The 23,233-nt window shown below is 69.9% G+C and carries 21 protein-coding genes; 14 read left to right on the top strand and 7 right to left on the bottom strand.

Annotated features, from left to right (window positions below):
• Positions 1–4 precede the first annotated feature (4 nt).
• The 3 genes from JHW38_RS13285 (at position 5) to hemC (ending at position 3,208) form a co-directional block, all read left to right on the top strand.
• Entirely contained in the window at positions 5–1,075 is a 1,071-nt protein-coding gene (locus JHW38_RS13285) for a sensor histidine kinase (protein ID WP_207521802.1), read from the top strand.
• 17 nt (positions 1,076–1,092) lie between these two features.
• Complete coding sequence (locus JHW38_RS13280) at positions 1,093–1,827, top strand: LytR/AlgR family response regulator transcription factor (RefSeq protein ID WP_207521801.1); 735 nt, start codon at positions 1,093–1,095, stop codon at positions 1,825–1,827.
• Between the two features lie 439 nt (positions 1,828–2,266).
• Positions 2,267–3,208, top strand: coding sequence for a hydroxymethylbilane synthase (gene hemC, locus JHW38_RS13275; protein WP_207521800.1), 942 nt, complete (start codon positions 2,267–2,269; stop codon positions 3,206–3,208).
• A gap of 77 nt (positions 3,209–3,285) precedes the next feature.
• Here the strand turns inward: hemC and JHW38_RS13270 are convergent, their stop codons facing one another.
• The 7 genes from JHW38_RS13270 to JHW38_RS13240 form a co-directional block, all read right to left on the bottom strand.
• Complete coding sequence (locus JHW38_RS13270) at positions 3,286–3,966, bottom strand: DUF481 domain-containing protein (RefSeq protein ID WP_207521799.1); 681 nt, start codon at positions 3,964–3,966, stop codon at positions 3,286–3,288.
• A gap of 240 nt (positions 3,967–4,206) precedes the next feature.
• Positions 4,207–4,926: a DUF481 domain-containing protein gene (locus JHW38_RS13265; RefSeq protein ID WP_207521798.1), complete on the bottom strand. Its 720-nt coding sequence runs from the start codon at positions 4,924–4,926 to the stop codon at positions 4,207–4,209.
• A 209-nt stretch (positions 4,927–5,135) separates the two neighbouring features.
• The gene (locus JHW38_RS13260) at positions 5,136–6,089 is read right to left on the bottom strand and encodes a dimethyl sulfoxide reductase anchor subunit family protein (RefSeq protein WP_207521797.1); all 954 of its coding nucleotides are present in this window, start codon (positions 6,087–6,089) and stop codon (positions 5,136–5,138) included.
• A 68-nt stretch (positions 6,090–6,157) separates the two neighbouring features.
• Entirely contained in the window at positions 6,158–6,991 is an 834-nt protein-coding gene (locus JHW38_RS13255; RefSeq protein ID WP_207521796.1) for a 4Fe-4S dicluster domain-containing protein, read from the bottom strand.
• On the bottom strand, positions 6,988–7,191 hold the full coding sequence (locus JHW38_RS13250; RefSeq protein WP_207521795.1) for a hypothetical protein: 204 nt from the start codon (positions 7,189–7,191) through the stop codon (positions 6,988–6,990). Before JHW38_RS13250 ends, JHW38_RS13255 begins: the two co-directional genes overlap by 4 nt.
• Before the next feature lie 79 nt (positions 7,192–7,270).
• The gene (locus JHW38_RS25710) at positions 7,271–10,372 is read right to left on the bottom strand and encodes a molybdopterin oxidoreductase family protein (RefSeq protein ID WP_278249795.1); all 3,102 of its coding nucleotides are present in this window, start codon (positions 10,370–10,372) and stop codon (positions 7,271–7,273) included.
• A 279-nt stretch (positions 10,373–10,651) separates the two neighbouring features.
• The gene (locus tag JHW38_RS13240; RefSeq protein WP_207521793.1) at positions 10,652–11,242 is read right to left on the bottom strand and encodes a hypothetical protein; all 591 of its coding nucleotides are present in this window, start codon (positions 11,240–11,242) and stop codon (positions 10,652–10,654) included.
• 90 nt (positions 11,243–11,332) lie between these two features.
• On the opposite strand from JHW38_RS13240, the gene JHW38_RS13235 reads away from it, so the two are divergent.
• From JHW38_RS13235 to hslV, 11 genes are all read left to right on the top strand, one after another.
• On the top strand, positions 11,333–12,301 hold the full coding sequence (locus JHW38_RS13235; RefSeq protein WP_207521792.1) for a helix-turn-helix transcriptional regulator: 969 nt from the start codon (positions 11,333–11,335) through the stop codon (positions 12,299–12,301).
• On the top strand, positions 12,301–13,269 hold the full coding sequence (locus JHW38_RS13230) for a patatin-like phospholipase family protein (RefSeq protein ID WP_207521791.1): 969 nt from the start codon (positions 12,301–12,303) through the stop codon (positions 13,267–13,269). Before JHW38_RS13235 ends, JHW38_RS13230 begins: the two co-directional genes overlap by 1 nt.
• Before the next feature lie 126 nt (positions 13,270–13,395).
• Positions 13,396–13,761 (top strand): hypothetical protein, encoded by a 366-nt coding sequence (locus tag JHW38_RS25765; RefSeq protein ID WP_343225420.1) that lies wholly within the window; start codon positions 13,396–13,398, stop codon positions 13,759–13,761.
• A 266-nt stretch (positions 13,762–14,027) separates the two neighbouring features.
• The gene (locus tag JHW38_RS13220; RefSeq protein WP_207526360.1) at positions 14,028–16,136 is read left to right on the top strand and encodes a prolyl oligopeptidase family serine peptidase; all 2,109 of its coding nucleotides are present in this window, start codon (positions 14,028–14,030) and stop codon (positions 16,134–16,136) included.
• A 212-nt stretch (positions 16,137–16,348) separates the two neighbouring features.
• Entirely contained in the window at positions 16,349–18,499 is a 2,151-nt protein-coding gene (locus JHW38_RS13215; protein WP_207521790.1) for a S9 family peptidase, read from the top strand.
• Positions 18,500–18,846: 347 nt separating this feature from the next.
• Complete coding sequence (locus tag JHW38_RS13210) at positions 18,847–19,305, top strand: YbaN family protein (RefSeq protein ID WP_207521789.1); 459 nt, start codon at positions 18,847–18,849, stop codon at positions 19,303–19,305.
• A gap of 155 nt (positions 19,306–19,460) precedes the next feature.
• The gene (lptM, locus tag JHW38_RS25535; RefSeq protein WP_242690935.1) at positions 19,461–19,865 is read left to right on the top strand and encodes an LPS translocon maturation chaperone LptM; all 405 of its coding nucleotides are present in this window, start codon (positions 19,461–19,463) and stop codon (positions 19,863–19,865) included.
• Complete coding sequence (dapF, locus tag JHW38_RS13205; RefSeq protein WP_242690934.1) at positions 19,858–20,718, top strand: diaminopimelate epimerase; 861 nt, start codon at positions 19,858–19,860, stop codon at positions 20,716–20,718. The genes lptM and dapF overlap by 8 nt, the downstream gene beginning before the upstream one ends.
• Entirely contained in the window at positions 20,715–21,398 is a 684-nt protein-coding gene (locus JHW38_RS13200) for a DUF484 family protein (RefSeq protein WP_207521787.1), read from the top strand. Before dapF ends, JHW38_RS13200 begins: the two co-directional genes overlap by 4 nt.
• Before the next feature lie 72 nt (positions 21,399–21,470).
• Positions 21,471–22,355 (top strand): tyrosine recombinase XerC, encoded by an 885-nt coding sequence (xerC, locus tag JHW38_RS13195; RefSeq protein ID WP_207521786.1) that lies wholly within the window; start codon positions 21,471–21,473, stop codon positions 22,353–22,355.
• Between the two features lie 265 nt (positions 22,356–22,620).
• Positions 22,621–23,172, top strand: coding sequence for an ATP-dependent protease subunit HslV (hslV, locus tag JHW38_RS13190; RefSeq protein ID WP_091803630.1), 552 nt, complete (start codon positions 22,621–22,623; stop codon positions 23,170–23,172).
• The last annotated feature ends 61 nt before the right edge of the window (positions 23,173–23,233 follow it).

Raw genomic sequence — 23,233 nt, 5'->3', positions numbered from 1 at the left:
GCCCATGGCCGACCCGCGCACCGGCGCCGCCGCCAGCGAACCCGAGCCCTGGCTGCCGGACCTGTGCCGGCTGCCGCGGCTGGTGGTCATGCTGAGCATGGCCGAGCTGATCGTGATCGTGCTGGCGCTGGCGCCGGACGGCAGTTCCTGGAACCTCGGCCGCTTCGTCTCCTCCAGCGCCTTCGCCCTGTGGCTGGCGCTGGCGATCTCGGTGCTGCTGTGCGTCTCGCGCCGGCAACTGTCGCGGCTGCCGCCCGGGGTCGGCGGCTTCATCGCCACCGCCACCGCCGCGGCGATCGCCGCCGCGGTCGCCGCGGCGACCCATTCCATCGTCACGATCACCGGGATCGGCCTGATCCCGGCCGGCACCGGCTTCGGCCGCTTCGTCGGCGGCACCGCCGCGATCGCCATCCTCGCGGTCGGCGTGGTGCTGCGCTACCTGTACGTCAACGACAGCTGGAAGGCGCAGGTGCGGGCCAACGCCCGCGCCGAGGTCGAGGCGCTGCAGGCGCGGATCAAGCCGCATTTCCTGTTCAACAGCATGAACACCATCGCCGGGCTGGTGCGCAGCGACCCGGCGGTGGCCGAGCGCGCGGTGCTGGACCTGTCGGATCTGTTCCGGGCCGCGCTGGGCGCGTCCAAGAGCGACTCCAGCCTGGCCGAGGAGGTCGAGCTGGCCGAGCGCTACCTGGCGATCGAGCAACTGCGCCTGGGCGACCGCCTGCGGGTGGTCTGGCGCAAGCGCGAGCCGCTGCCGTGGAAAATGCCGCTGCCGCGGCTGGTGCTGCAGCCGCTGGTGGAGAACGCGGTCCTGCACGGGGTCTCGCGCCTGCCCGGCGGCGGCGAGATCGAAATCGAGCTGACCCAGCTCAGCGACCACCTGCTGCTGCGCATCCGCAACCCCGCCCCGGCCCCCGCCGACGGCCGCGGCGGCGCCCGCCACGCCCAGCACAGCATCGGCCAGCGCCTGCGTTATGCCTATGGACCCACGGCGCGAATGACCGCAGGATGGGACGGGGGCTACTATCTGTGCGAACTGCACGTGCCGACCGGGGTGGAGGCGCAGAGCCGATGAAGGGTGCGAGGCTGGCCATGAGAGTGGTGATCGCTGACGACGAACCGTTGGCGCGCGAGCGCCTGCGCGGCTTGCTGGCGCAACGTCCGGACGTGGAGGTCGTGGCCGAGGCGGCCGACGGCCATCACGCCCTGCACGCCTGCGCCGAACACCGGCCGGACCTGGTCCTGCTCGACATCGCCATGCCCGGCATCGACGGCCTGGAGGCCGCGCGCCACCTGGCCGCGTTCGAGCCGCGCCCGGCGGTGGTGTTCTGCACCGCCTACGACGCCCACGCGCTGTCGGCGTTCGAAGCCGAAGCGATCGACTACCTGGTCAAGCCGGTGCGCCCCGAGCGCCTGGACGCCGCGCTCGAGCGCGTGCGCACCTTCGCCGCCGGCCGCGAGCGCGCCGGCGACGGCCAGACCGCGCCCGGGCAAGTGCGCAGCCACCTGTGCGCGCGCCTGCGCGGCAGCCTGCGGCTGATCCCGATCGAGGACGTGCATTACCTGCACGCCGAAGAAAAGTACGTGATCGTGCACCACGCCCGCGGCGAGGACCTGATCGAGGAATCGCTGAAGTCGCTGGAAGACGAGTTCGGCGAACGCTTCGTGCGCATCCACCGCAACTGCCTGGTCGCGCGCCACGAGATCGTCGAACTCAAGCGCAACGCCGAAGGGCATGTGCAGGCGATCCTGCGCCACGGCAAGCAGCCGCTGGAAGTGAGCCGCCGCTGCGTGGCGTCGTTGCGCGAGACCTTGAAGCATCTGTGACCGCGGCGCGGGCGGATGCAACGCGCCATCTGTCCTGCGTCATTCCCGCGAACGCGGGAATTCAGAGACTTCAGTGCCATCTCCCACTGCGTCATTCCCGCGAACGCGGGAATCCAGAGACTTCAGAGCCATGCCTGGATGAGGCCCTGGATCCCCGCGTTCGCGGGGATGACGGCGGGTGGTCACGCGGGCTTTCGTGTAGTCGGAATGCTTCGACGTCACCCTGTCCTCGGTCATTCCCGCGGACGCGGGAATCCAGAGGCTTCAGAGTCCTGCCTGGATAACGCCCTGGATCCCTGCGTTCGCGGGGATGACGGCGGCAGGGGCGCAGCCGTTCCCCGGCCGTACGCGGGGCCGCGCGGAGCCGCGCCCCAGGTCATCGCCGGACGCATCGCCCCGCCCTTTGGCCCCAACCCGCCGCAGCGGCGATAATGCCCGGATGAAGACCCTGCGCATCGCCACCCGCAAAAGCCCGCTCGCCCTGTGGCAGAGCGAGCACGTCGCCGACCGCCTGCGCGCCGCGCATCCCGGCCTCGCCGTGACCCTGGTGCCGATGAGCACCCGCGGCGACGAGGTGCTGGACCGTTCGCTGGCCGCGATCGGCGGCAAGGGCCTGTTCCTCAAGGAACTGGAACTGGCGATGCAGCGCTTTGAGGCCGATTGCGCCGTGCACTCGCTCAAGGACGTCCCGATGGAGCTGGAACCCGGGTTCGCCCTGCCGGCCGTGCTCGAGCGCGCCGACTACGCCGACGCCTTCGTCAGCAACGACCACGACGGCATCGAGAACCTGCCGCCCGGCGCGCGCGTGGGCACCTCCTCGCTGCGCCGGCAGGCGCAGTTGCGCGCGCTGCGGCCGGACCTGCAATTGCTGGACCTGCGCGGCAACGTCAACACCCGCCTGGCCAAGCTCGATGCCGGCGACTACGACGCCATCGTCCTGGCTTGCGCCGGCCTGCAGCGGCTCGGCCTGGATGCGCGCATCCGCCGCCGCCTAGAGGCGCCGCATTGGCTGCCGGCGCCGGCGCAGGGCGCGATCGCGGTGGAATGCCGCGAGGACGACGTCGCCACCCGCGAGCTGTGCGCCGCGCTCGACCACGCCGCCACCCGCACCTGCGTGGAGGCCGAGCGGGCAATGAACCGCAGCCTGCACGGCAGCTGCCACGTGCCGGTCGCCGCCTACGCCTGGCTCGACGGCGAACACCTGCGCCTGGACGGGCAGGTCGGTTCCGCCGGCGACGGCCGCAGCGTGCGCGCGCACGGCGAAGGCCGCGGCGACGCGCCGCAGTGCCTCGGCATCGAGGTCGCGCAGAAGCTGCTGGAGCAGGGCGCGGGCGAGTTCATCGCTGCGTCGTTGCTGGGCGGTGGTGGCGAGGACGACTGAAGCGCTGCGTGTGAGGGCCTTCAGGCCCGACGCTTTTGGGCGCCACGCGACGCCTGCGACCCGCGCTTGACCGCGGCTCAAAACCGCCGGATCAGCTCGATCGAACTTTCCGCGCTCTCGCTGCCGCCGCCGCCCTTGTTGTCGTGGCGGATGGCGAAGTCGGTTTCCAGTTTCCAGTTCGGATACACGTCCACGTCCAGCCGCACCGACTGCTTGACGAAGGTGTCGCCGCCGCCGCTTTCGACCTGCACGCGCTGGGTCCAGCGGGCGCGGTCGGTGATGCGCTGGCCGAGGTTGAGTTCGCCGCGGAACACCGCGCCGGTGCGGTTGATGCCGTCGTCGTACAGCGGCGCCAGGCGGTAGCCGGCGCCGAAGCTCAGGCCGATCTGGGTCGGGCCGTCGCGCACGGCCTGGACGCCGTAGCGGGTGCCGATGCGGTAGTCGTTGGAATACATCGCCCGGCTCTCGCGCGAGCTGGCCGGCGCGCTGACGCCGCCGATGCCGACGCGCTGCTGCCCGGGCAGGGCGACGTTGGGCCGCAGCGGCGGCAGCTCGGCCGGATCGATATCGGGCAGGCGCTGGGTGCGCGCCATCGCGGTGCGCCATTCCTCGTCGCCGCAGCGGGTCGAAAAACAGTACAGACGCATCTGCGCCGGATCGCTCGCGATCGCGATCAGCGTGGGATCGCCGCCGTAGGCGGGCGTCGGCAATGTGACCAGGGGCGCGCCGAGCAGGGCGAGCCCGATTGCACCGAGCATCGTCTGGGTTGGGGCTGTAAGGACGGCCCAGGATAATGCCATGAAACCGATTACAGGTATGCGACGCGGCACCCGGCGGACAGCCTGCGGTCACGCTTCGAGCCGCGCGCACGCTGGCAGGCCCGCGACCGACGCGGCGATGGACGGCTTCGAAGCGCAATCGCCGGACAACGCGCCGCGAACCGCGCGCAACCCACACAACGCGCCGCCGCGGTGCGAAACCGCGACGGCGCGCCGGACTCAGAACCCGTAGACCACGTTGAGCGTGGTCAGGGTGTCGGTCTTCTTGGTGCCCGGCAGCACGTCGGTGTTGTGGCGCACTTCCAGGCCGGCCTTGAGCGCCAGCGCGTCGGTCATCTTGACCAGCAGGCCGAGGTCGTTGCGGGCGTAGGTGTTGTCGCTGCCGGCTTCGATCAGCAGGGTGTTGTACAGCGAGGTGGTCTCGGTGAGCTTGTGGCCGAAGTCCATGTAGCCGCGGGCGATGGCTTCGTTGTTGTGCTCGCGCAGGTCCTGCAGCTTGGCCCAGCGGTAGCCGGGGCCGATCTCGAAGGTCAGGTGGGTGTCCTTGTTCTTGATCGCCTCGAAGCCGTAGCCGACCGCGGCGGTCCACTGGTATTCGTTGGCGGTGAAGTGGTCGCGCTCGTTGCGCGCGGAACCGAACACGTAGCTGCGCTGGCCCAGGCGGTAGCCGCTGCTGCCGAAGATTTCGTAGCGGCGCGCGCTTTCCTTGTCGTCCTGCTTGCCGTACAGGAACGAGGCGCCGGCCGAGTGCTTCCAGCGGGCGTCTTCCTTGGCGATGTTGAGCTTGCCGATCAGGGTCTGGCTGTCGGTATTGCCCTTGGAAACGGCCAGGCCCAGTTCGCCGTTGCCGCTCCAGCCGTCCTTGCGGGCGGTTTCCTGGGCGTGGACGAGGGGCGAGAACGCGGCGCACAGCGCGGCGGCGGCGAACAACTTGTGCATGGAACGGCTCCGAATCGATGGACAAAAAAAACCGCCGGTGGGTCCCGGCGGTTTTTCGACTATGCATCGATTAGTGTGAAGATCATCACAAATTCAGGTCGTTCAGCCTCCGCGTCCCTGCACGTCAGCCCCTGTAGGAGCTGCGCAAGCTGCGACCGCGAACCCTCACCGACGACGCGCCCCCGAGGTCTCGCCCGCACCTCGAAGCCTCAGTAATACAGCGTCACCAAATGCCGCGCCTGCGCAAAAAACAGCCAGCGCTCGACCACCGCGCCGAGCAGCACCGACAGCGCCGCCGCGGCCATCAGCGGCGCGTTCGCCACCGGCAGCGCTATCGCGGCCAGCGCCAACGCCAGCGGCACCGCGGCGAACAACACCGCGCCGATCCAGCGCAGCTTCGCTGCATGCTTGCGCGCCAGCACATAGCCCATCTCGCGGGTCAGATAGTTGTCCTGCGTATGCGGACGTTCGAACACCGAAGGCCGCCGGCCCGGCAGGCCGAGCGCATCGCCGTGGCTGAACGGCAGCGGATCGCGGTCGATCGCGAGCCAGTAGCGCCACTTCAACAGCCCGGTCAGCGGCGCCAGCAGCGCCACCGCCCAGGCCGCGGCGTGTCCGGCCGCGAACGCGCCCGGCAGCGCGCCGAGCAGGGCCGCGCCGCTGAGCAGGGCGAACGCGAGGTACACCGGCACCACCAGCGGATGCCGCCACGCCGGAATCGGCGGCAGGCTGGCGTAGATCATCGCCGTGCACGCGACCGTCAGCAGCGCGCACAGCGTCAGCGCAGCGCCGGCGAGCGCTGGCCATGCCGGCGGCAGCGCGCGTTCGGGGCTCGCGGCGAGCAACCACGCCAGCAGCGCCAGCGCCGGTGCGTAGGTCAGCACCGCCATCACCCCTTCGCGCGACAGCCATGAGGTGCGCCATTGCGAGAACGCGCGCCACGCGCGCAGCGGCTTGCCCAAGTGCGCGGTCGAACTGAGCAGGCCGGCGCTGGCCGCCAGCAGCGCGATCAGCAAGCCCAAACCGAGCGCGCGCAGCGGCAGTTCCGGCGCGCCGTCGACGCCGCCGTGCTGGAGCAGCGCCAGCGCGCCGAGCCAGGCCATCAGGCCGTAGCCGGCCCCGGACAGGACGGTGAAGAAAATGACCGAGAACGCAGGATGCATCGGTCAGACACACCCGAATTTGCGGGCGAACGCGCGCATCGGTGCGGCGCGACGGCGGCAGGCCGGCGTCATCGCGAAAGCACCTTGTCGAGCCAGCGCAGCACCGTCGGCAGCGCCTGCGGGTCCAGCGTTTCCTGCGGCGCCGGCGCGGCCGCCGGTTCGGCGCGGCGCGGCCGCGGCGGCAGGTATTTGTTGGTCGGCTGGTAGCCCAACTGCGCCATCAGGTCGACGCCGCCGCGTTCGGCGACCAGCTTCGACACCGCCGACTCGGGATCGCCGAGATCGCCGAAGTGGCGCGCGCGGGTCGGGCAGGCCTGCACGCAGGCCGGCTGGCGTTCGGCTTCGGACAGGTTCTCGTTGTAGATGCGGTCGATGCACAGCGTACATTTCTTCATCACGCCTTCGACCGCGCTGTACTCGCGCGCGCCGTACGGGCAGGCCCACGAACACAGCTTGCAGCCGATGCACTTGTCTTCGTCGACCAGCACGATGCCGTCCTCGGCGCGCTTGTAGCTGGCGCCGGTCGGGCACACGGTAACGCAGGCCGGCTGCTCGCAGTGCAGGCACGAGCGCGGGAAGTGCAGGGTCATCGCCGGTTGCGCCGCGCCGGTCGCCGCTGCGCTGCCGCAACCCGCGCCAGCGCCCGCGGCGCTGCCGCAGCCCGCGCTTGCGCTCGCGACGTCCGCGCTCGCGGGTTCGGCCGCCAACTCGTAGCTGTGCACGCGGTTGAACCACACGCCGCTGGGATCGTCGCCGTACGGCCGCTCGTCGGTCAACGGCGCGGCGAAGCCGCCGGCGTTCCATTCCTTGCAGCTGACCGCGCAGGCGTGGCAGCCCACGCAGGTGTCCAGATCGATCACCAGCCCGAGTTTCTTCTTCGACGGCGACGGCAGCGCGGTCATCGCTTGCGTCCTCCGAACAGCAGCCACAGGCCGAGCGCGAACACCGACAATCCCAGCGCGACGCTCGGCAGCAGCGCCGCCAGCGCCGGCGTCGCCGATGCCGGCGCGGCCGGGTCCAGCGTGCCGAAGCCCAGCAGCGCGGTCACCGCGACGCTGGCCAGGATGCAGAGCATGCCGGCGAATACGCGCGCCGCCCTCATCGGCCGGTCCTCGTCGTTGCGGACTGGTATGCGCTCATGTTCGTTCGCCTCCCTGGCGTTGGTGCGGTGGTGCCCGGCGTCATCGCCGTCGCCGGAACTCTACGCCGTAACGCAGCGGCCGGTCGTCGGCGGCCGGGCCCGGCAGCGGATCGAACTGCGGCTGCGACAGCGCGTCTTCGCCGCCGTCGGCCTTGCGGATCGCCACGCGCAGGTCGAACCACGCGGCCTGGCCGGTGACCGGATCGGCGTTGGCGTAATCGCCGCGCGGGGTGATGTCGCTGATGAGGTGGTTCAACAGGAAGCCTTCGCGGCCTTCCGGCGCGTTCTTGTCGAGCTTCCAGGCGCCGCGGCGCTTGCCGATGGCGTTCCAGGTCCAGACCGTGTCGGGCTGGACGTTGCCGGCGAACTTGGCCTGCACGCGGATCCGGCCGAGGTGCGATTCGACCTCGATCCAGTCCTCGTCGGCGATGCCGTGGCGCGCGCCGGTGTCCGGATGCAGGTACAGGTAATTGCGCGCGGCGATCTGGCGCAGCCAAGCGTTCTGCGAACCCCATGCGTGGTACATGAACATCGGCCGCTGGGTCACCGCGCTGAGCGGGAAGCGGGTCGCGCCGTCTTCGACCTGCGCGCCTTCGAACGGCTCGTACCAGATCGGTAGCGGGTCGAAATAGGTCGCCACGCGCTCGCGGTGTCGATCCGGCGGCTGCTGCGCGCCGTGGCCCTGCGCGGCGAGGCGGAACTTCTGCAAGGTCTCCGAATACAGCTGCAACGCGATCGGTTCGGCATGGCCGAGGAAGCCGAGCTTCTGCGCCCAGTCGAGGTACGCGCGGTTGCACATCTTGTAGTAGCGCGCCGCCTCGGGCACGTGGCCGCGCCAGAACCCGCCGTTGTCGATGTAGCGCTGCAACTGCTCGGGATTCGGCGGGCCCTTGGCCTCGAGTTCGCCGCGCTCGCCGCGCCAGCCGGCGAGCAGGCCGACGCCGGGCGCGCGCTCGTGGCGGACGATGTAGTCGGCGTAGTCGCGGTAGCGCGGGCTGCCGTCTTCGAGGGTCATGCCGGGCAGGCCGATGCGCGCGCCGAGGTCGAGCAGGACGGATTGGAAACCGCGCACGTCGCGCGGTTTTTCGTCGTCGCGCAGGCGTTGTTCGGCGGCGTCGACGATCGGATGGCGGATCGCATCGCAAGCCGAATCCGCATCGGAGATCGGCCGGTCGAGCAGGCTGATCGCATCGAAGCGTTCCAGGTAGGTCGTGTCCGGCAGCACCAGGTCGGCGTAGGCGGTCATCTCCGACGCGTAGGCGTCGGCGTAGACGATGTGCGGGATGCGGTAGTCGCCGTTGTCGTCCTTGTCGGTCAGCCAGCCGATGGTCTGGCGGGTGTTCATCGCCGAATTCCAGCTCATGTTGGCCATGAACATCATCAGCGTGTCGATCTTGTACGGATCGCCGGCCCAGGCGTTGCGGATCACGCTATGCATCATGCCGTGCGCGGACAGCGGATAGGCCCAGGAAAACGCGTGGTCGATGCGGCGCGGCCTGCCGTGTTCGTCGACGACGAGGTCTTCGGGGCCGTGGACGAAACCCAGCGGCGCGGCGTCGAGCGCGCCGTTGGCCTGGCTTTGCTTGCCGGGCCGGTTCGGCGGCGGGATCGGCTTGGGGTAGGGCGGCTGGTAGCGGAACGAGCCCGGCGTATCGACCGCGCCGAGCAGCAGTTGCAGCAAGTGCAGCGCGCGGCAGGTGTGGAAGCCGTTGCTGTGCGCGCTGATGCCGCGCATCGCATGCAGGCTGACCGGGCGGCCGAGCATCTCGGCGTGCTCGCGGCCGTGCGCATCGGTCCAGGCGATCGGCAGGCGCACCGGATGTTCGAACGCGGCCTCGGCGAGTTCGCGGGCGATGCGGCGGATGGTGTCGGCGGGAATGCCGCAGCGTTCGGCGACGGCGTCGGGCGCGTACTGCGGGTCGAGGTAGCGTTCGGCGACGAGGTGGAACACCGGGACGGCGCGGCGGCCGTCGGGGAGTCGGTATTCGCCGACGACTGCGGGGGAAATGTCGATGGTGTCGGCGGGTTGCGCGCTGCCCTCACCCCGGCCCTCTCCCGCAAGCGGGAGAGGGTGTTCTTCGGGCGAGGGCGATGGTGCGTGTGGTTCTGCCGCTTGCGGGGACGGTTCAGCCCCCTCTCCCGCTTGCGGGAGAGGGTTGGGGTGAGGGCCACCGCGCACCCAACACAGCGCGCGCCCTTCGCCATCGCGCGCGAACAAACCATCGTCCGCACCGCCCGGATTGCGCACCACCAGCCAATGCGCATTGGTGTAGCGCACCAGGTAATCCAGGTCGATGCGGTCGGCCTTCAGCAATTCGTGGATCAACGCGAACGCGAACAGCCCGTCCGTGCCGGGCCGGATCCCGATCCACTCGTCGGCGATCGCGCCGTAGCCGCTGCGCACCGGATTGACCGCGACGATCTTGGCCCCGCGCGCCTTGAGCTTGCCGAGGCCGAGCTTGATCGGATTGGAGTCGTGGTCTTCGGCCACGCCCCACAGCATCAGATAGCGCGAATGCTCCCAGTCGGGCTCGCCGAATTCCCAGAACGAACCGCCGAGGCTGTACAAGCCGCCGGCGGCCATGTTGACCGAGCAGAACCCGCCGTGCGCGGCGTAGTTGACCGTGCCGAACTGCTGCGCCCACCAGCCGGTCAGCGCCTGCGACTGGTCGCGGCCGGTGAAGAACGCCAGTTCGTCGGGATTGCGCGCGCGGATGTCGCCGAGCCAGCCGGCGGCGATGTCCAGCGCCTGGTCCCATTCGATCTCGCGGAACTCGCCGCGCCCGCGCTCGCCGACCCGCAGCAGCGGCTTGCTGAGCCGCGCCGGCGAGTAGTGCTGCATGATCCCGGCCGACCCCTTGGCGCACAGCACGCCCTGGTTGACCGGATGCTCGGGGTTGCCCTGGATGTAGCGGATGCGCCCGTCGCTGAGCCACACCTTGATGCCGCAGCGGCAGGCGCACATGTAACAGGTCGTGGTCTTGACCTCGTCGCCGGGCGAGGGCGACAGGTCGATCGCCGGTTCCGACGGCGCCGGCCCGCGGGCCGCATCGGCGGAACGGTCCGCGCCGGACCGGGCGGAGCCCGGCGCAACCGGAGCGGGCGGGCCGGAGGCGGCTGGGCGTGAAGGAGAGCCTGGCATGCGGGGCATTGTGCCCACCCCGCCCGGCGAGAGCGAGCTTGCGCCGGCCGCGCATCTGTGGGCGCGCGCCGCGGCCGTCGCCAAGGGCTGACAAAAAAACACAAAATCCGCCGGCGAAGCTGGCCGGTGCGGCCGCGCCGCCGCGTTGTCGCACTGCGACAACGCGCGAAAGGACCGTTCGGGAAAAATCGCGTCCGATCTTCGGCGCCAACGAAAAGGCCGGGCCTCGTCGGCCCGGCCTTGCGGTCGCAGTCGATGCGACGCATCAGGTGTCAAATATCACTTCACCGCCGGCGCTTCGATCTTGATGCTGGGGTCGTTGTAACGCGAGTACTTCAAAGTCGAGGTGTAGGATTTGCCGCCGACCTCGGCCACGTTCACCGCCTGCACCGGGTAACCGGTGGCGGCGGCCACCCAGAAGGTCGAGGAGGTCTTGTTCGGTTGGCTGTTCTCCACCTTGTACTTCTTGGTCGCCACGCCGGCGAGGGTCTCGTCGCCCAGCGCGGCCACCTTCAGCGTCTGCAGGTTGCCCAGCACTTTCTCGCGACTGCGCGTGGCGGCGACGCCGCCGTTCGGCGCGGGTTGCTTGCGGGTCTTGCCTTGCAGGGTCATGTACAGGGTGTTGCCGATCATGATCTGGTCGCCGACCGCGCCCAGCTTCACGCGCATGCGGTCCGGCGCGACGAAGTCGGTCTCGGTGGCGGGCCCGGGGCCCATGCTCATCGTGGCGTGGTAGCTCTTGGCGGCCAGGAACTTGTCCACCGCGGCGACGACTTCTTCCTTCGGCCCGGCGCAGGCCAGGCTGGAGGCGGTCAGGCCGAGCAGCAGCACCGCGGGGGTCAGTGTTGCGGATATTGAGGGCTTGATCACGTAGGATCCTCAGGTTCGATGGTGGCGGCCGGACAGCGGCCGATGCCATGCTAGTTGTGTCCCTACCGACTCCACCACATCTCGGCCGACATGGAACGTATCGAACGCATTCACGCGTTGCACCGGATTCTCACTGCGGCCAGGTACCCGGTCACAGTTCAGCGGCTCCAGGAGGACCTGGAATGCTCGCGCGCGACCGTTTATCGGGACCTGGCTTACCTGCGCGACTACCTGATGGCACCGGTGGTCGGCAACGGCGAAGCCGGTTTCCGCTACGACACCAGCGAAGGCGACCGCTTCGAACTGCCCGGCCTGTGGCTGAGCTCGGAGGAGTTGCACGCGCTGCTGGCCGCGCAGCAATTGCTGATGCGCAGCGGCGGGGGCGTGTTGTCGAACGCGCTGGCGCCGTTGCAGCAGCGCATCGAGAAGCTGCTCGACGAGCACGCCGGCGGCCGCCGCCTGCCGGTGGAGCGGGTGCGGGTGATCCCGCACCGCACCCGCCGCCAGGACGAAACCGCGTTCCGCGCGGTCGCCACCGCCGTGCTCGACCGCAAGCGCCTGACCTTCGAGTACCGCGCCCGCTCCACCGACGAGCGCACCCGCCGCAGCGTCTCGCCGCAGCGGCTGACGCACTACCGCGAGAACTGGTACCTGGACGCCTGGGACCACGAACGCGATGCGCTGCGCAGCTTCTCGGTCGACCGCATCAGCGCGGCCAAGATCGGCGAGGAGGCGGCGCGCGACGTCGCCGACGACGAGCTCGACCAGCATCTGGCGTCGAGCTACGGCATCTTCTCCGGCGCGCCGAAGGGCTGGGCGACGATCCTGTTCAGCGCCAAGGCGGCGCGCTGGGTCGCCGACGAGCACTGGCACTCGCAGCAGCAGGGCCGGTTCCTGCCGGACGGCCGCTATGAGCTCAAGGTGCCTTACAGCGCCGGCCGCGAATTGCTGATGGACGTGATGCATTACGGCAACGACGCCGAAATCGTCGAGCCGGTGGTGCTGCGCGAACAGGCCAAGACCATGCTGGAACTGGCGCTGAGCAACTACGGCCGTTGATGGCAGGCGCCGACCTACCCGCCAGCGATTCTCCCGGCCACGCCGAACCCGGCGAGCCGGTCGCGCTGGTGCTCGGCGCGGGCGGCGCGCGCGGGCTGGCCCAGATCGGGGTCATCGAGGCCTTGCAGGCGCGCAAGCTGCGCATCGTCGCGGTCGCCGGTTCGTCCAGCGGCGCCCTGGTCGGCGGCTTGTTCGCCGCCGGCAAGATGGCGGTGTACCGCGACTGGCTCTACAGCATGAGCCGCACCGACATGCTGCGCCTGCTCGACCCGGTGTTCGGCCAGCCGGCGCTGTTCCGCGGCGACCGGCTCATGCACGCACTGCGCGAGCTGATCGGCGAGCCGCGCATCGAAGACCTGCCGGTGCAGTTCACCGCGGTCGCGGTCGACCTGCTGCGCCAGCGCGAGGTGTGGCTGCGCGAAGGCGACCTGTGGGACGCGATCCGCGCGTCGATCGCGATCCCGGGCGTGTTCACCCCTTACGAATTGCACGGCCGCGAACTGGTCGACGGCGGCCTGCTGGCGCCGTTGCCGATCACCGCCACGCGATTGTCCGACGCGCACCGGCTGATCGCGGTCGACATGCACGGCTGGCCCGACCAGCCGACCGGCACGCTCGGCCGCCACGCCGACGCCGACCTGCCGCGGCACGCACCGGTGCCGGCCGAGCAACTGGTGTCGGTCAAGCCGCCGCCGCTGATGCGCTGGTTCCGCCGCAACCAACCGGTGCCGGTCGACCGGCCCGAAGATCAGCCGCCGCACGAGCTGAGCTTCAGCGAACTGATGGCGCGTTCGCTCGACACCATGCAGGCGCAGATCGCGCGCGTGCAACTGGCGCTGGACCCGCCCGAACTGGTCATCCGCATTCCGCGCGACGCCTGCCAGTTCTATGAATTCTGGCGCGCCAAGGAACTGATCGAACTGGGCCGCGAGCAGGCCGAGATCGCGCTGGACAAAGCCGGCTACTGAGCCGGCCGCGACCCGGTCCCGACGGGCGGTCGCCGGTATCGCAACCTCTGAGACGCCGCGGCGGGAAGTTGGACTCACCACGAGTCGCCTTCTTTCCACCTTCTTCTGCGCTTCCGGAGTCCGGCCATGAGCGTCCTCGAAACCACCCGCCGCGTCGATCCCGAGTTCGACGGCGACATCGCCGAAACCACCGACCTGCGCGGCGACCTCGACACCGCGCTCGGCTACGCCGTCGCCGTCGGCGCGCTGCTGGTGCTGATGCTGCCGGCCGCGCGCGGCCACCATGCGGTGCTGGGCTGGCTGCCGCTGTGGCTGGTGGCGATGCCGGCGCTGGCGTGGTGGGCGCTGCACCGGTTCCGTTTGCCGTGGTCGCGCGACGCCGCCGAAGCGGCGGCCGCGGCACCGGCGCGGCGCCGTCGGCGCGGGGCGATGCAGGCGCGGCGGCGGCTGCGCCCGGCGCATCCGGCGCGCCCGCTGCCGCGGGTGGCCTGAGCGGTCGGGCCGGCGCGACCGGCCGGCCCGCCGTTGTTCCGGCCACGCCGGCCGCACAGGCCGGCGTGGCTGTCTCTGCGGGCGCAACGCGGCCGCGCTGCCGCGGCCTGCACCGGCTCCGGCCGGGTCTCGCCGCAGGCCCGCCGCCGGGCGCCTCCAACGCGCCAGAACCGGCAACTCCCTACATGACCAAGGACAGGGCGGACCCCCGGTGGCCCTGTGTTAGCGTGACGGCCTTCCTATGTCCCGGAACCGCCATGCCTTCGATGTCCCAGACCCGTCAGTCCCTGTTGCTCGCGGCCGGACTGGCCATCGCCGCCAGCGCCGGCGTGGCGTCCGCCCAGGAGAACAAAGTGACCGACGACCCCTATGCCTGGCTCGAAGACGTCGACGGCAAGCGCGCCCTGGATTGGGTCAAGCAGCGCAACGCCAAGACCGAGGCCGAACTGGCCGCCACCCCGCAGTTCAAGCAGCTCGAATCGAGCATCCTCGCCATCCTCGACTCCGACGCCAAGATCCCCGGCGTGGAGAAGATCGGCGGGTACTACTACAACTTCTGGAAGGACGCGCAGCACCAGCGCGGCCTGTGGCGCCGCACCACGCTCGAGGAATACCGCAAGGCCAAGCCGGCCTGGGAAACCGTGATCGATCTTGACGCGCTGAACCGCGAGGAGAACGAGCAGTGGGTCTGGCACGGCGCCGAATGCCTCAAGCCCGACTACCAGCGCTGCCTGATCGCGCTGTCGCGCGGCGGCTCCGACGCCGACGTGACCCGCGAGTTCGACCTGGGCTCCAAGACCTGGATCAAGGACGGCTTCTTCCGTCCCGAGGCCAAGGGCAGCCTGAGCTGGATCGACAAGGACCACGTCTACGTCGCCACCGATTTCGGCAAGGACACGATGACGACCTCGGGCTACGCCCGCACCGTGCGCCTGTGGACGCGCGGCACGCCGATGGCGCAGGCCACGCCGGTGTACGAGGGCAAGGACACCGACATGTCGGTGGCCGCCTACCGCGACCCGACCCCGGGCTTCGAACGCGACTTCGTCAGCCGCGCGCTGGCGTTCTACAACGAAGAACTGTACCTGCGCGGCAAGGACGGCAAGCTCAGCAAGATCGATCTGCCGAACTCGGCCAGCAAGTTCGTCCACCGCGAATGGCTGATGGCCGAACTGCGCGATCCTTACGAAGCCGGCGGCAAGCAGTACGCGGCCGGCAGCCTGATCGCGATCGGCTTCGACGATTTCATGGCCGGCAAGCGCGACTTCGTGACCTTGTTCGCGCCGACCGCGACCACCTCGCTGGCGAGCGCGATCTGGACCCGCAACCATCTCGTGCTGAACGTGCTCGACGACGTCAAGTACAAGCTCAGCGTGCTGGCGCCGGGCAAGGGCGAGTGGAAGCGCAGCGACTTCGTCGGCGCGCCGGCGTTCGGCACCGTCTCGGTCGCCCCGGTGGATACCGACGACAGCGATGCGGTGTGGCTGTCGGCGTCGGACTACCTGACCCCGACCACGCTGGCGCTGGCGCAGATCGGCCGCAAGCCCGAAACCCTGAAGACCAACCCGAGCTTCTTCGACGCGTCCAAGGACACGATCGAGCAGCACTTCGCGACCAGCAAGGACGGCACCCGCGTGCCGTATTTCGTGGTCCGGCCGAAGGACCTCAAGTTCGACGGCAAGGCGCCGACCCTGCTGTACGGCTACGGCGGTTTCGAAATCTCGCTGACCCCGAATTATTCCGGCGGCATCGGCAAGGGCTGGCTGGAGAAGGGCGGCGTGTACGCGGTCGCCAACATCCGCGGCGGCGGCGAGTACGGCCCGCGCTGGCACCAGGCCGCGCTCAAGGCCAACCGGCACAAGGCGTATGAGGACTTCGCCGCGGTCGGCCAGGACCTGATCGCGCGCAAGATCACCTCGACCCCGCACCTGGGCGCGCAGGGCGGCAGCAACGGCGGCCTGCTGACCGGCAACATGCTGACCCAGTACCCCGACCTGTTCGGCGCGATCGTGGTGCAGGTGCCGCTGCTCGACATGAAGCGCTACAACCATCTGCTCGCCGGCGCCTCGTGGATGGCCGAGTACGGCAATCCGGACACCGCCGACTGGTCGTTCATCCAGACCTTCTCGCCGTACCACCTGTTCGACGCCAAGCGCGAGTATCCGCCGGTGATCTTCATGACCTCGACCAAGGACGACCGCGTCCATCCGGGCCATGCGCGCAAGATGGCGGCGAAGATGCTCGATGCCGGCAAGAGCAACGTGCGCTACTACGAGAACATCGAAGGCGGCCACGGCGGCGCGGCCAACAACGCCCAGGCCGCGCACATGAACGCGCTGGCCTACACCTTCCTGTGGGAACAGCTGGCCAAGTGATCCGGCCGGCCGCGCGCCTGTGGATCCACCCTCGGACGGGCGCCTTCGGGCGCCCGTTCGCGCATCGGCGCGGCGGCTCCCGCGCGCCGGCCGTTGCGGCCGCGCTGCGCGGATCCGCAGCCTGCGGCCCCGAGCCGCACGATCCACGCCGCCGTTCGCGTTTTCCCGGCGCTCCACCCTGCGACATTGAGGAATAATCCGGCGGACCCCATATGAAAACCACTTTCTTCACCTTAGCGGCCACGCTTCTGATGACCACCACCCTCAACGCCACCGCCGCCGGCCTGCCCGCGCCGCCCGAAGCGGCCAAGAAGCCGCACACCGTCAAGGCGCCGCACGGCGCGCAGCGCCAGGACGAGTACTACTGGCTGCGCGACGACAAGCGCAAGAATCCCGAGATGCTGGCGTATCTCAACGCCGAGAACGCCTACGTCGACGCGGCGATGAAGCCGCTCAAGCCGCTGGAGGACACGCTCTACGGCGAAATCGTCGGCCGCATCAAGCAAGACGACAGCTCGGTGCCGTACCGCGAGCGCGGCTACTGGTACTACACCCGCTTCGAAACCGGCCAGGACTACCCGATCCACGCCCGCCGCAAGGGCGACATGGACGCCGCCGAGCAGGTCATGCTCGACGTCAACGTCATGGCCAAGGGCAAGGACTACTTCAGCGTCGGCGCGATGGAAGTCAGCCAGGACAACCGCATCCTGGCCTGGGCCGACGACGCGGTCGGCCGCCGCCAGTACACGATCCGCTTCAAGAACCTCGACACCGGCGAGATCTATCCCGACGTCGTCGAGGGCGCGTCGACCGACATCGTCTGGGCCGACGACAACCAGACCCTGTTCTACATCGAGAACGATCCGGAAACGCTGCTGACGGTGCGGGTCAAGAAGCACGTGCTCGGCACCCCGGCGGCCAGCGACGCGCTGGTCTACGAGGAGAAGGACGACAGCTTCTACATGGGCCTGGGCCGCACCCGCGACGACGCCTACCTGTGCATCGACGTGCACAGCACCGTGTCCAGCGAAATGCGCTGCGCGCCGGCCGCCGATCCCAAGGAATTCGCGGTGCTGGCGCCGCGCGAGCGCGACGTGGAATACCACGCCGACCGCCTCGACGGCCGCTGGGTGATCCGCACCAACGCGCCCGGCGCCGACGGCAAGCCGGCGCCGAACTTCAAGCTCGTCACCGCGCCCGACGGCGCGCGTTCGCGCAAGGAATGGAAGGACTGGATCGCCCACCGCGACGACGTCTTCATCGAGGGCTTCGAACTGTTCGACGGCTTCACCGTCGTGTCCGAACGCGCCGACGCGCTCGAGCGCCTGCGCCTGATCAAGAAGGACGGCAAGGACGAATTCGTCAAGGCCGACGAGCCGGCGTTCTCGATGGGCCTGTCGATCAATTCCGAACACGACACGCCGTGGCTGCGCTACAGCTACACCTCGCTGACCACGCCGGCGACCACCTACGAGCTCAACACCGTCACCGGCGAGCGCAAGCTGCTCAAGCGCCAGCCGGTGATCGGCTACGACCCGGAGAAGTACGTCACCGAGCGCTTCTGGGCGACCGCGCGCGACGGCGTCAAGATTCCGGTGTCGCTGGTCTACAAGAAGGGCTTCGAGAAGAACGGCAAGGCGGCGCTGCTGCAATACGCCTACGGCAGCTACGGCATGTCGATGGATCCGAGCTTCTCCGGCACCAACGTCAGCCTGCTCGACCGCGGCATGGTCTACGCCATCGCGCACATCCGCGGCGGCCAGGAAATGGGCCGGCAGTGGTACGACAACGGCAAGCTGTTCAAGAAGCAGAACACCTTCAACGACTTCGTCGACGTGACCGATGCGCTGGTCAAGGCCGGCTACGCCGCGCCGGACCGCGTCGCCGCGTACGGCGGCAGCGCCGGCGGCCTGCTGATGGGCGCGATCACCAACATGGCCGCGGACAAGTACCGGGTGATCCTGTCGCAGGTGCCGTTCGTGGACGTGGTGACGACGATGCTCGACGCCAGCATTCCGCTGACCACCAACGAGTACGACGAGTGGGGCAATCCGGAGAAGAAGGATTACTACGAGTACATGCTGTCGTACTCGCCGTACGACAACCTGAAGAAGCAGGCCTATCCGGCGATGTTCGTCGGCACCGGCCTGTGGGATTCGCAGGTGCAGTACTGGGAGCCGGCCAAGTACGTCGCGCGCCTGCGCACGCTCGACACCGGCAAGTTCCCGGTGCTGTTCCGCACCAACATGGACGCCGGCCACGGCGGCAAGTCGGGGCGTTTCCGCCGCTATCGCGAGCAGTCGGAGATGTTCGCGTTCATGATCGACCAGTTGCAGGTGAGCCACGAGGTCGCGGCGAAGTAAGCCGCCGCATCGCAGCGTAGCGACGGGCCCGGCGCGAGCCGGGCCCGTTCGTTTGTGGGCAGGCGTCGGCGGCGGAGCCGAAGGCGTCGGGGCGCAAGCCCCTGCTGCAACCGCCGCTCGAGTCGGAGCCGAATGCGGCCGGGGCTGAAGGTCCTGCGACACCGCCGCTCGAGTCGGGGCGGAAGTTCTTTCCCGACCATCGCCCGACACCGGCCCGCAACCTTGCGCATAGCGTCCGCTGGATGCCGCTTGCAGCCGGGCGCTCTTGTGGGAGGGGCTTTCAGCCCCGACGCTGTCCTCTCCGATCGCCCGAACCGTCCGCGGCCCTCGCCGCGCATACTGCCGCCATGTCCGCATCCCCACCGCCCGAGGACAGCACGGTTCACGCACCGGCGCCGCCCGCCGCGACCGAGGCCGAGCCGACTCCGCCCGCGCGGCCCGTCCGCCTGCGCTGGGCCTGGTGGCTGCTGGCCTACGCCAGCCTGGCCCTGGGCATCGTCGGCATCGTCGTGCCCGGGCTGCCGACCGTGCCGTTCGTGCTGCTGTCGGCCTTCGCCGCCTCGCGCGGCTCGCAGCGGCTGCATGCGTGGCTGCTGGCGCATCGCCAGTTCGGCCCGATGATCCGCGACTGGCAGGCGCACGGCGCGGTCAGCCGCCGCGCCAAGCGCCTGGCGGTGTCGATGATGGCGCTGTGCGCGGCGATCATGTTCCTGACTTCGCCGAAGTGGTGGATGGCCGCGAGCGGCACCGCGATCATGTGCGTCGTCGCGATCTGGCTGTGGCGCCGGCCCGAGCCGCCGGGCTGACGACAGCCTGTCGCCGACTCGGCCGGGCCCGCGATCGGCCGCATATTCGGCCTGCGGCGCCGGCCGCGGCCCAGACTGAACCCGTACCCCGACGCTGTTCCCAGTCCCTCGCGCAGGGTTCGTTTCGGTCACCCCCGCGGGCTACACTTCGAGCCATGAATGCACGCCTCGCCTCGTTCCTGATCCCGACCGCGTTGACCCTGGCCCTGGCCGCCTGCGGCAACAAGGGCCCGCTGGTCCTGCCGACCGCGCCGCCGCCGCCCGAGCCGCCGAAGGCCAAGCCCGGCGAGGTGCCGGTGACCATCTCCACCGTCAACGCGCCGCCGGTGGCGACCGATCCGAAAAAGAAAGCCTCGGCGGTGCCGTCGCTGGACAAGATGCTGACGCCGCCGACCGATGGACAGCCGGCGCAGAACGCCGATCCGGCCCAGCAGGATCCCGCCAAGCAGGACCCGGCCAAGCAAGATCCCAACAAGAAGAAATCGGACAAGAGCGACTCGTCCGACGGCGCGGACCAGCCGGCCGAGCCGGTGCCCGCCAGCGGCCAAGGCGATGGCTGAGGCCGCCGCCGCGAGCGCGCCGCTGCGTTTCAGCAAGATGCACGGCGCCGGCAACGACTTCGTCGTGCTCGACCTGCGCGGCGGCGTCGCGCCGCCGGATCCGGACCTGTGCCGGCGCCTGGCCGACCGCCACATCGGCGTCGGCTGCGATCAGATCCTCACCATCGAAGCGCCGCTCAGCGCCGGCGCGGTGGCGTCGTACCGGATCTGGAATTCCGACGGCTCGGCCTCGCAGCAATGCGGCAACGGCGCGCGCTGCATCGCTGCCTGGCTGGTGCGCGACGGCGCCGCGGCGGCCGACGGCGGCTTCGCCGTCGACAGCCCGACCGGCCGCCACGCGGTCACGCCGCTCGGCGCGGGCGCGTTCCGCATCGACATGGGCCGGCCCGAGTTCGACCCCGAACGCATTCCGCTGCGCGGCTATTCCGGCCGCCAGGACCAGTACGTGCTCGACGTGCACGACACCGTGATCGGCTTCGGCGCGGTGTCGATGGGCAACCCGCACGCGGTCATCGAAGTCGACGACGTCGACGCCGCGCCGGTCGAGACCATCGGCCCGATGCTGCAGTCCAGCCACGAATTTCCCGAGTCGGCCAACGTCGGCTTCGCCCAGGTGCTGGCGCCCGACCGCATCCGCCTGCGCGTGTACGAGCGCGGCGTCGGCGAAACCCTGGCCTGCGGCTCCGGCGCCTGCGCCGCCGCGGCGGTGCTGATGCAGCGCGGCCGCATCCAGCGCGAAGTCGCCGTGCAACTGCCCGGCGGCGAACTGCGCATCGCCTGGCCCGACCCCGACGCGCCGCTGTCGATGTCCGGGCCGACCGCATTCGTGTTCGAAGGAGAGTGGAACCGATGAGCGAACGATCCGGCGACAAGCCGGCCGAGCCCGGCGCGCACGAGATCGCCGCGTGGCTGCGCCGCCATCCGCGTTTCCTGCAGCAGTTTCCCGATCTGTCGATGAGCCTGGTGGTGCCGCGCGAGGAAGGCTCGGCCGCCTCGCTGGCCAGCTATCAGCTGGAAGTGCTGCGCGACAAGAACCGCGAACTCTCGCGCCGCCTGCACGAGCTGTTCGGCAACGCCCAGGAGAACGAACGTCTGGCCGTGCGCACCCATCAACTGACCCTGGCGCTGATGCGCCAGGGCAACGCCGCCGACACCCTGCGCGCGATGGCCGCGAGCCTGGCCGAGGATTTCAACGGCGACTTGGTCCGGCTGGTCATGCTGCGCCGCTACGACGGCATCGCCGACGGCGAATGGCTGCAGACCATCGAGGACGGCGACGCGCGCCTGCAACCGTTCCGCGACGCGCTCGCCGACGGCGAACCGCTGTGCGGCCGCCTGCAGCCGGAAAAGCACGAAGTGCTGTACCGCGACCGCGCCGCCGACGTGCAGTCCACCGCGCTGCTGCCGCTGCCGGGCGTGGGCCTGATCGCGGTCGGCAGCCGCGACCCCAACCGCTTCTTCCCCGGCATGGGCACCTTGTTCCTGCGCATGATGGGCGAGTCGCTGGCGGTGGCGCTGCGTCGCTTCGATTGAGGCCGCGGCCGGGCGGCTGCGGCTTCGCCGCCGCCACGCCGCATCCGCGCGCGGCGGAGTAGGATGCGCGGCATGAATCCGGTCGACGCCTTCCTCGATCACCTGCGCGTGGAAAGGCGCATGTCCGCGCATACCCTCGACGCCTACCGGCGCGATCTCGACGCGCTGACCGTGTGGACCCTGCAATACGCCGGCGGCGACGTGCTCGCCTTGCAGGTCGAGGACGTTCGCAGCTTCATCGCTGCCGAACACCGCCGCGGCCTCACCGCCAAGAGCCTGCAACGGCGCCTGTCGGCCTGCCGCAGCTTCTACGCCTGGCAAGTCAAACAAGGCGCGCTGGAGGCCAGCCCGGCCGCGCCGATCCGCGCGCCGAAGGCGCCGCGCAAGCTGCCGCAGGTGCTCGATCCCGACGAAGCCAAGGCCCTGGTCGAAGTCGACACCGACGCGCCGCTGGGCCTGCGCGACCGCGCGCTGCTGGAACTGTTCTATTCCTCCGGCCTGCGCCTGAGCGAGTTGTGCGCGCTGCGCTGGCGCGACCTGGACATCGACGACGCCCTGGTCACCGTGCTCGGCAAGGGCAACAAGCAACGCAGCGTGCCGCTGGGTTCGCACGCGCGCGCGGCGTTGGCCGAATGGCGCGCGTCGACCGGCGCGGCCAACGACGCGTTCGTGTTTCCCGGCCGCGGCGGCGCCCAGATCAGCTCGCGCGCGGTGCAGCTGCGGGTGCGCCATCTGGCCCAGCGCCAGGGCCTGTTCAAGCGCGTGCATCCGCATCTGCTGCGGCATTCCTTCGCCAGCCACATCCTGGAATCCTCCGGCGACCTGCGCGGCGTGCAGGAACTGCTCGGCCACGCCGACATCTCGACCACGCAGATCTACACCCATCTGGATTTCCAGCATTTGGCCAAGGTCTACGACGCGGCGCATCCGCGCGCGAAGCGCAAGCGCGAGGAGTAGCAACGGGCCGGCGTTCCTGCGGGCGCCGCCATCGAGTTGGCCATCGTTGTCGCGAGCGGCGCGCACGCTCGTGCGAAGCCGAATCGAAACCGACTTCCGCGTTCGCCGGAACGACGCGCGGGCAGGGCGGCGGCATCGCCGGCGCTTCCGGCCGTCGCGTTGCGGATGAACGCCGGCCATGCCGGCGCGCCCGCCGCCGCCGCATGGCCGCCCCTTGACTCGCCCGGCCCAGCCCCCATCCAAGGGCTATCCCCCGGAGGTCGCTATGGACCCGAGTCAGAATCCCAACGTTTTCCACGCCACCACCATCGTCTCGGTCCGCCGCGACGGCCGCGTCGCCATCGCCGGCGACGGCCAGGTCACGCTCGGCCACACGGTGATGAAATCCAACGCGCGCAAGGTCCGGCGACTGGGCCGCGACGGCCAGGTCCTGGCCGGTTTCGCCGGCGCCGCCGCCGACGCGTTCACCTTGTTCGAACTGTTCGAAGCCAAGCTCGAAAAGCACGGGCAACTGACCCGCGCCGCGGTCGAGCTGGCCAAGGATTGGCGCACCGAGCGCCGCCTGGGCAAGCTCGAAGCGCTGCTCGCCGTCGCCGACAAGGAAACCTCGCTGGTCATCAGCGGCACGGGCGACGTGATCGAACCGGAAGACGGCATCGTCGCGATCGGCTCCGGCGGCATGTACGCGCTGTCCGCCGCGCGCGCGCTGATGGCGCACAGCACGCTCGACGCGCGCGGCATCGCGACCGAGGCGATCAACATCGCCGGCGATGTGTGCATCTATACGAATCGCAACGTGGTGGTGGAGGAGCTGTAAAAGCGGGGATGGGGGTTGGATGTCGGGGAACTGTTGAGCGTCCTCGACTTGGCCTTCGTCC

Origin of the sequence: Lysobacter enzymogenes (assembly GCF_017355525.1) — a bacterium.
In the GTDB taxonomy this organism is placed as follows: Bacteria; Pseudomonadota; Gammaproteobacteria; order Xanthomonadales; family Xanthomonadaceae; genus Lysobacter; species Lysobacter enzymogenes_C.
Note: the sequence above shows the minus strand (reverse complement) of the source record. Positions and strands in the feature narration are given on the sequence as shown.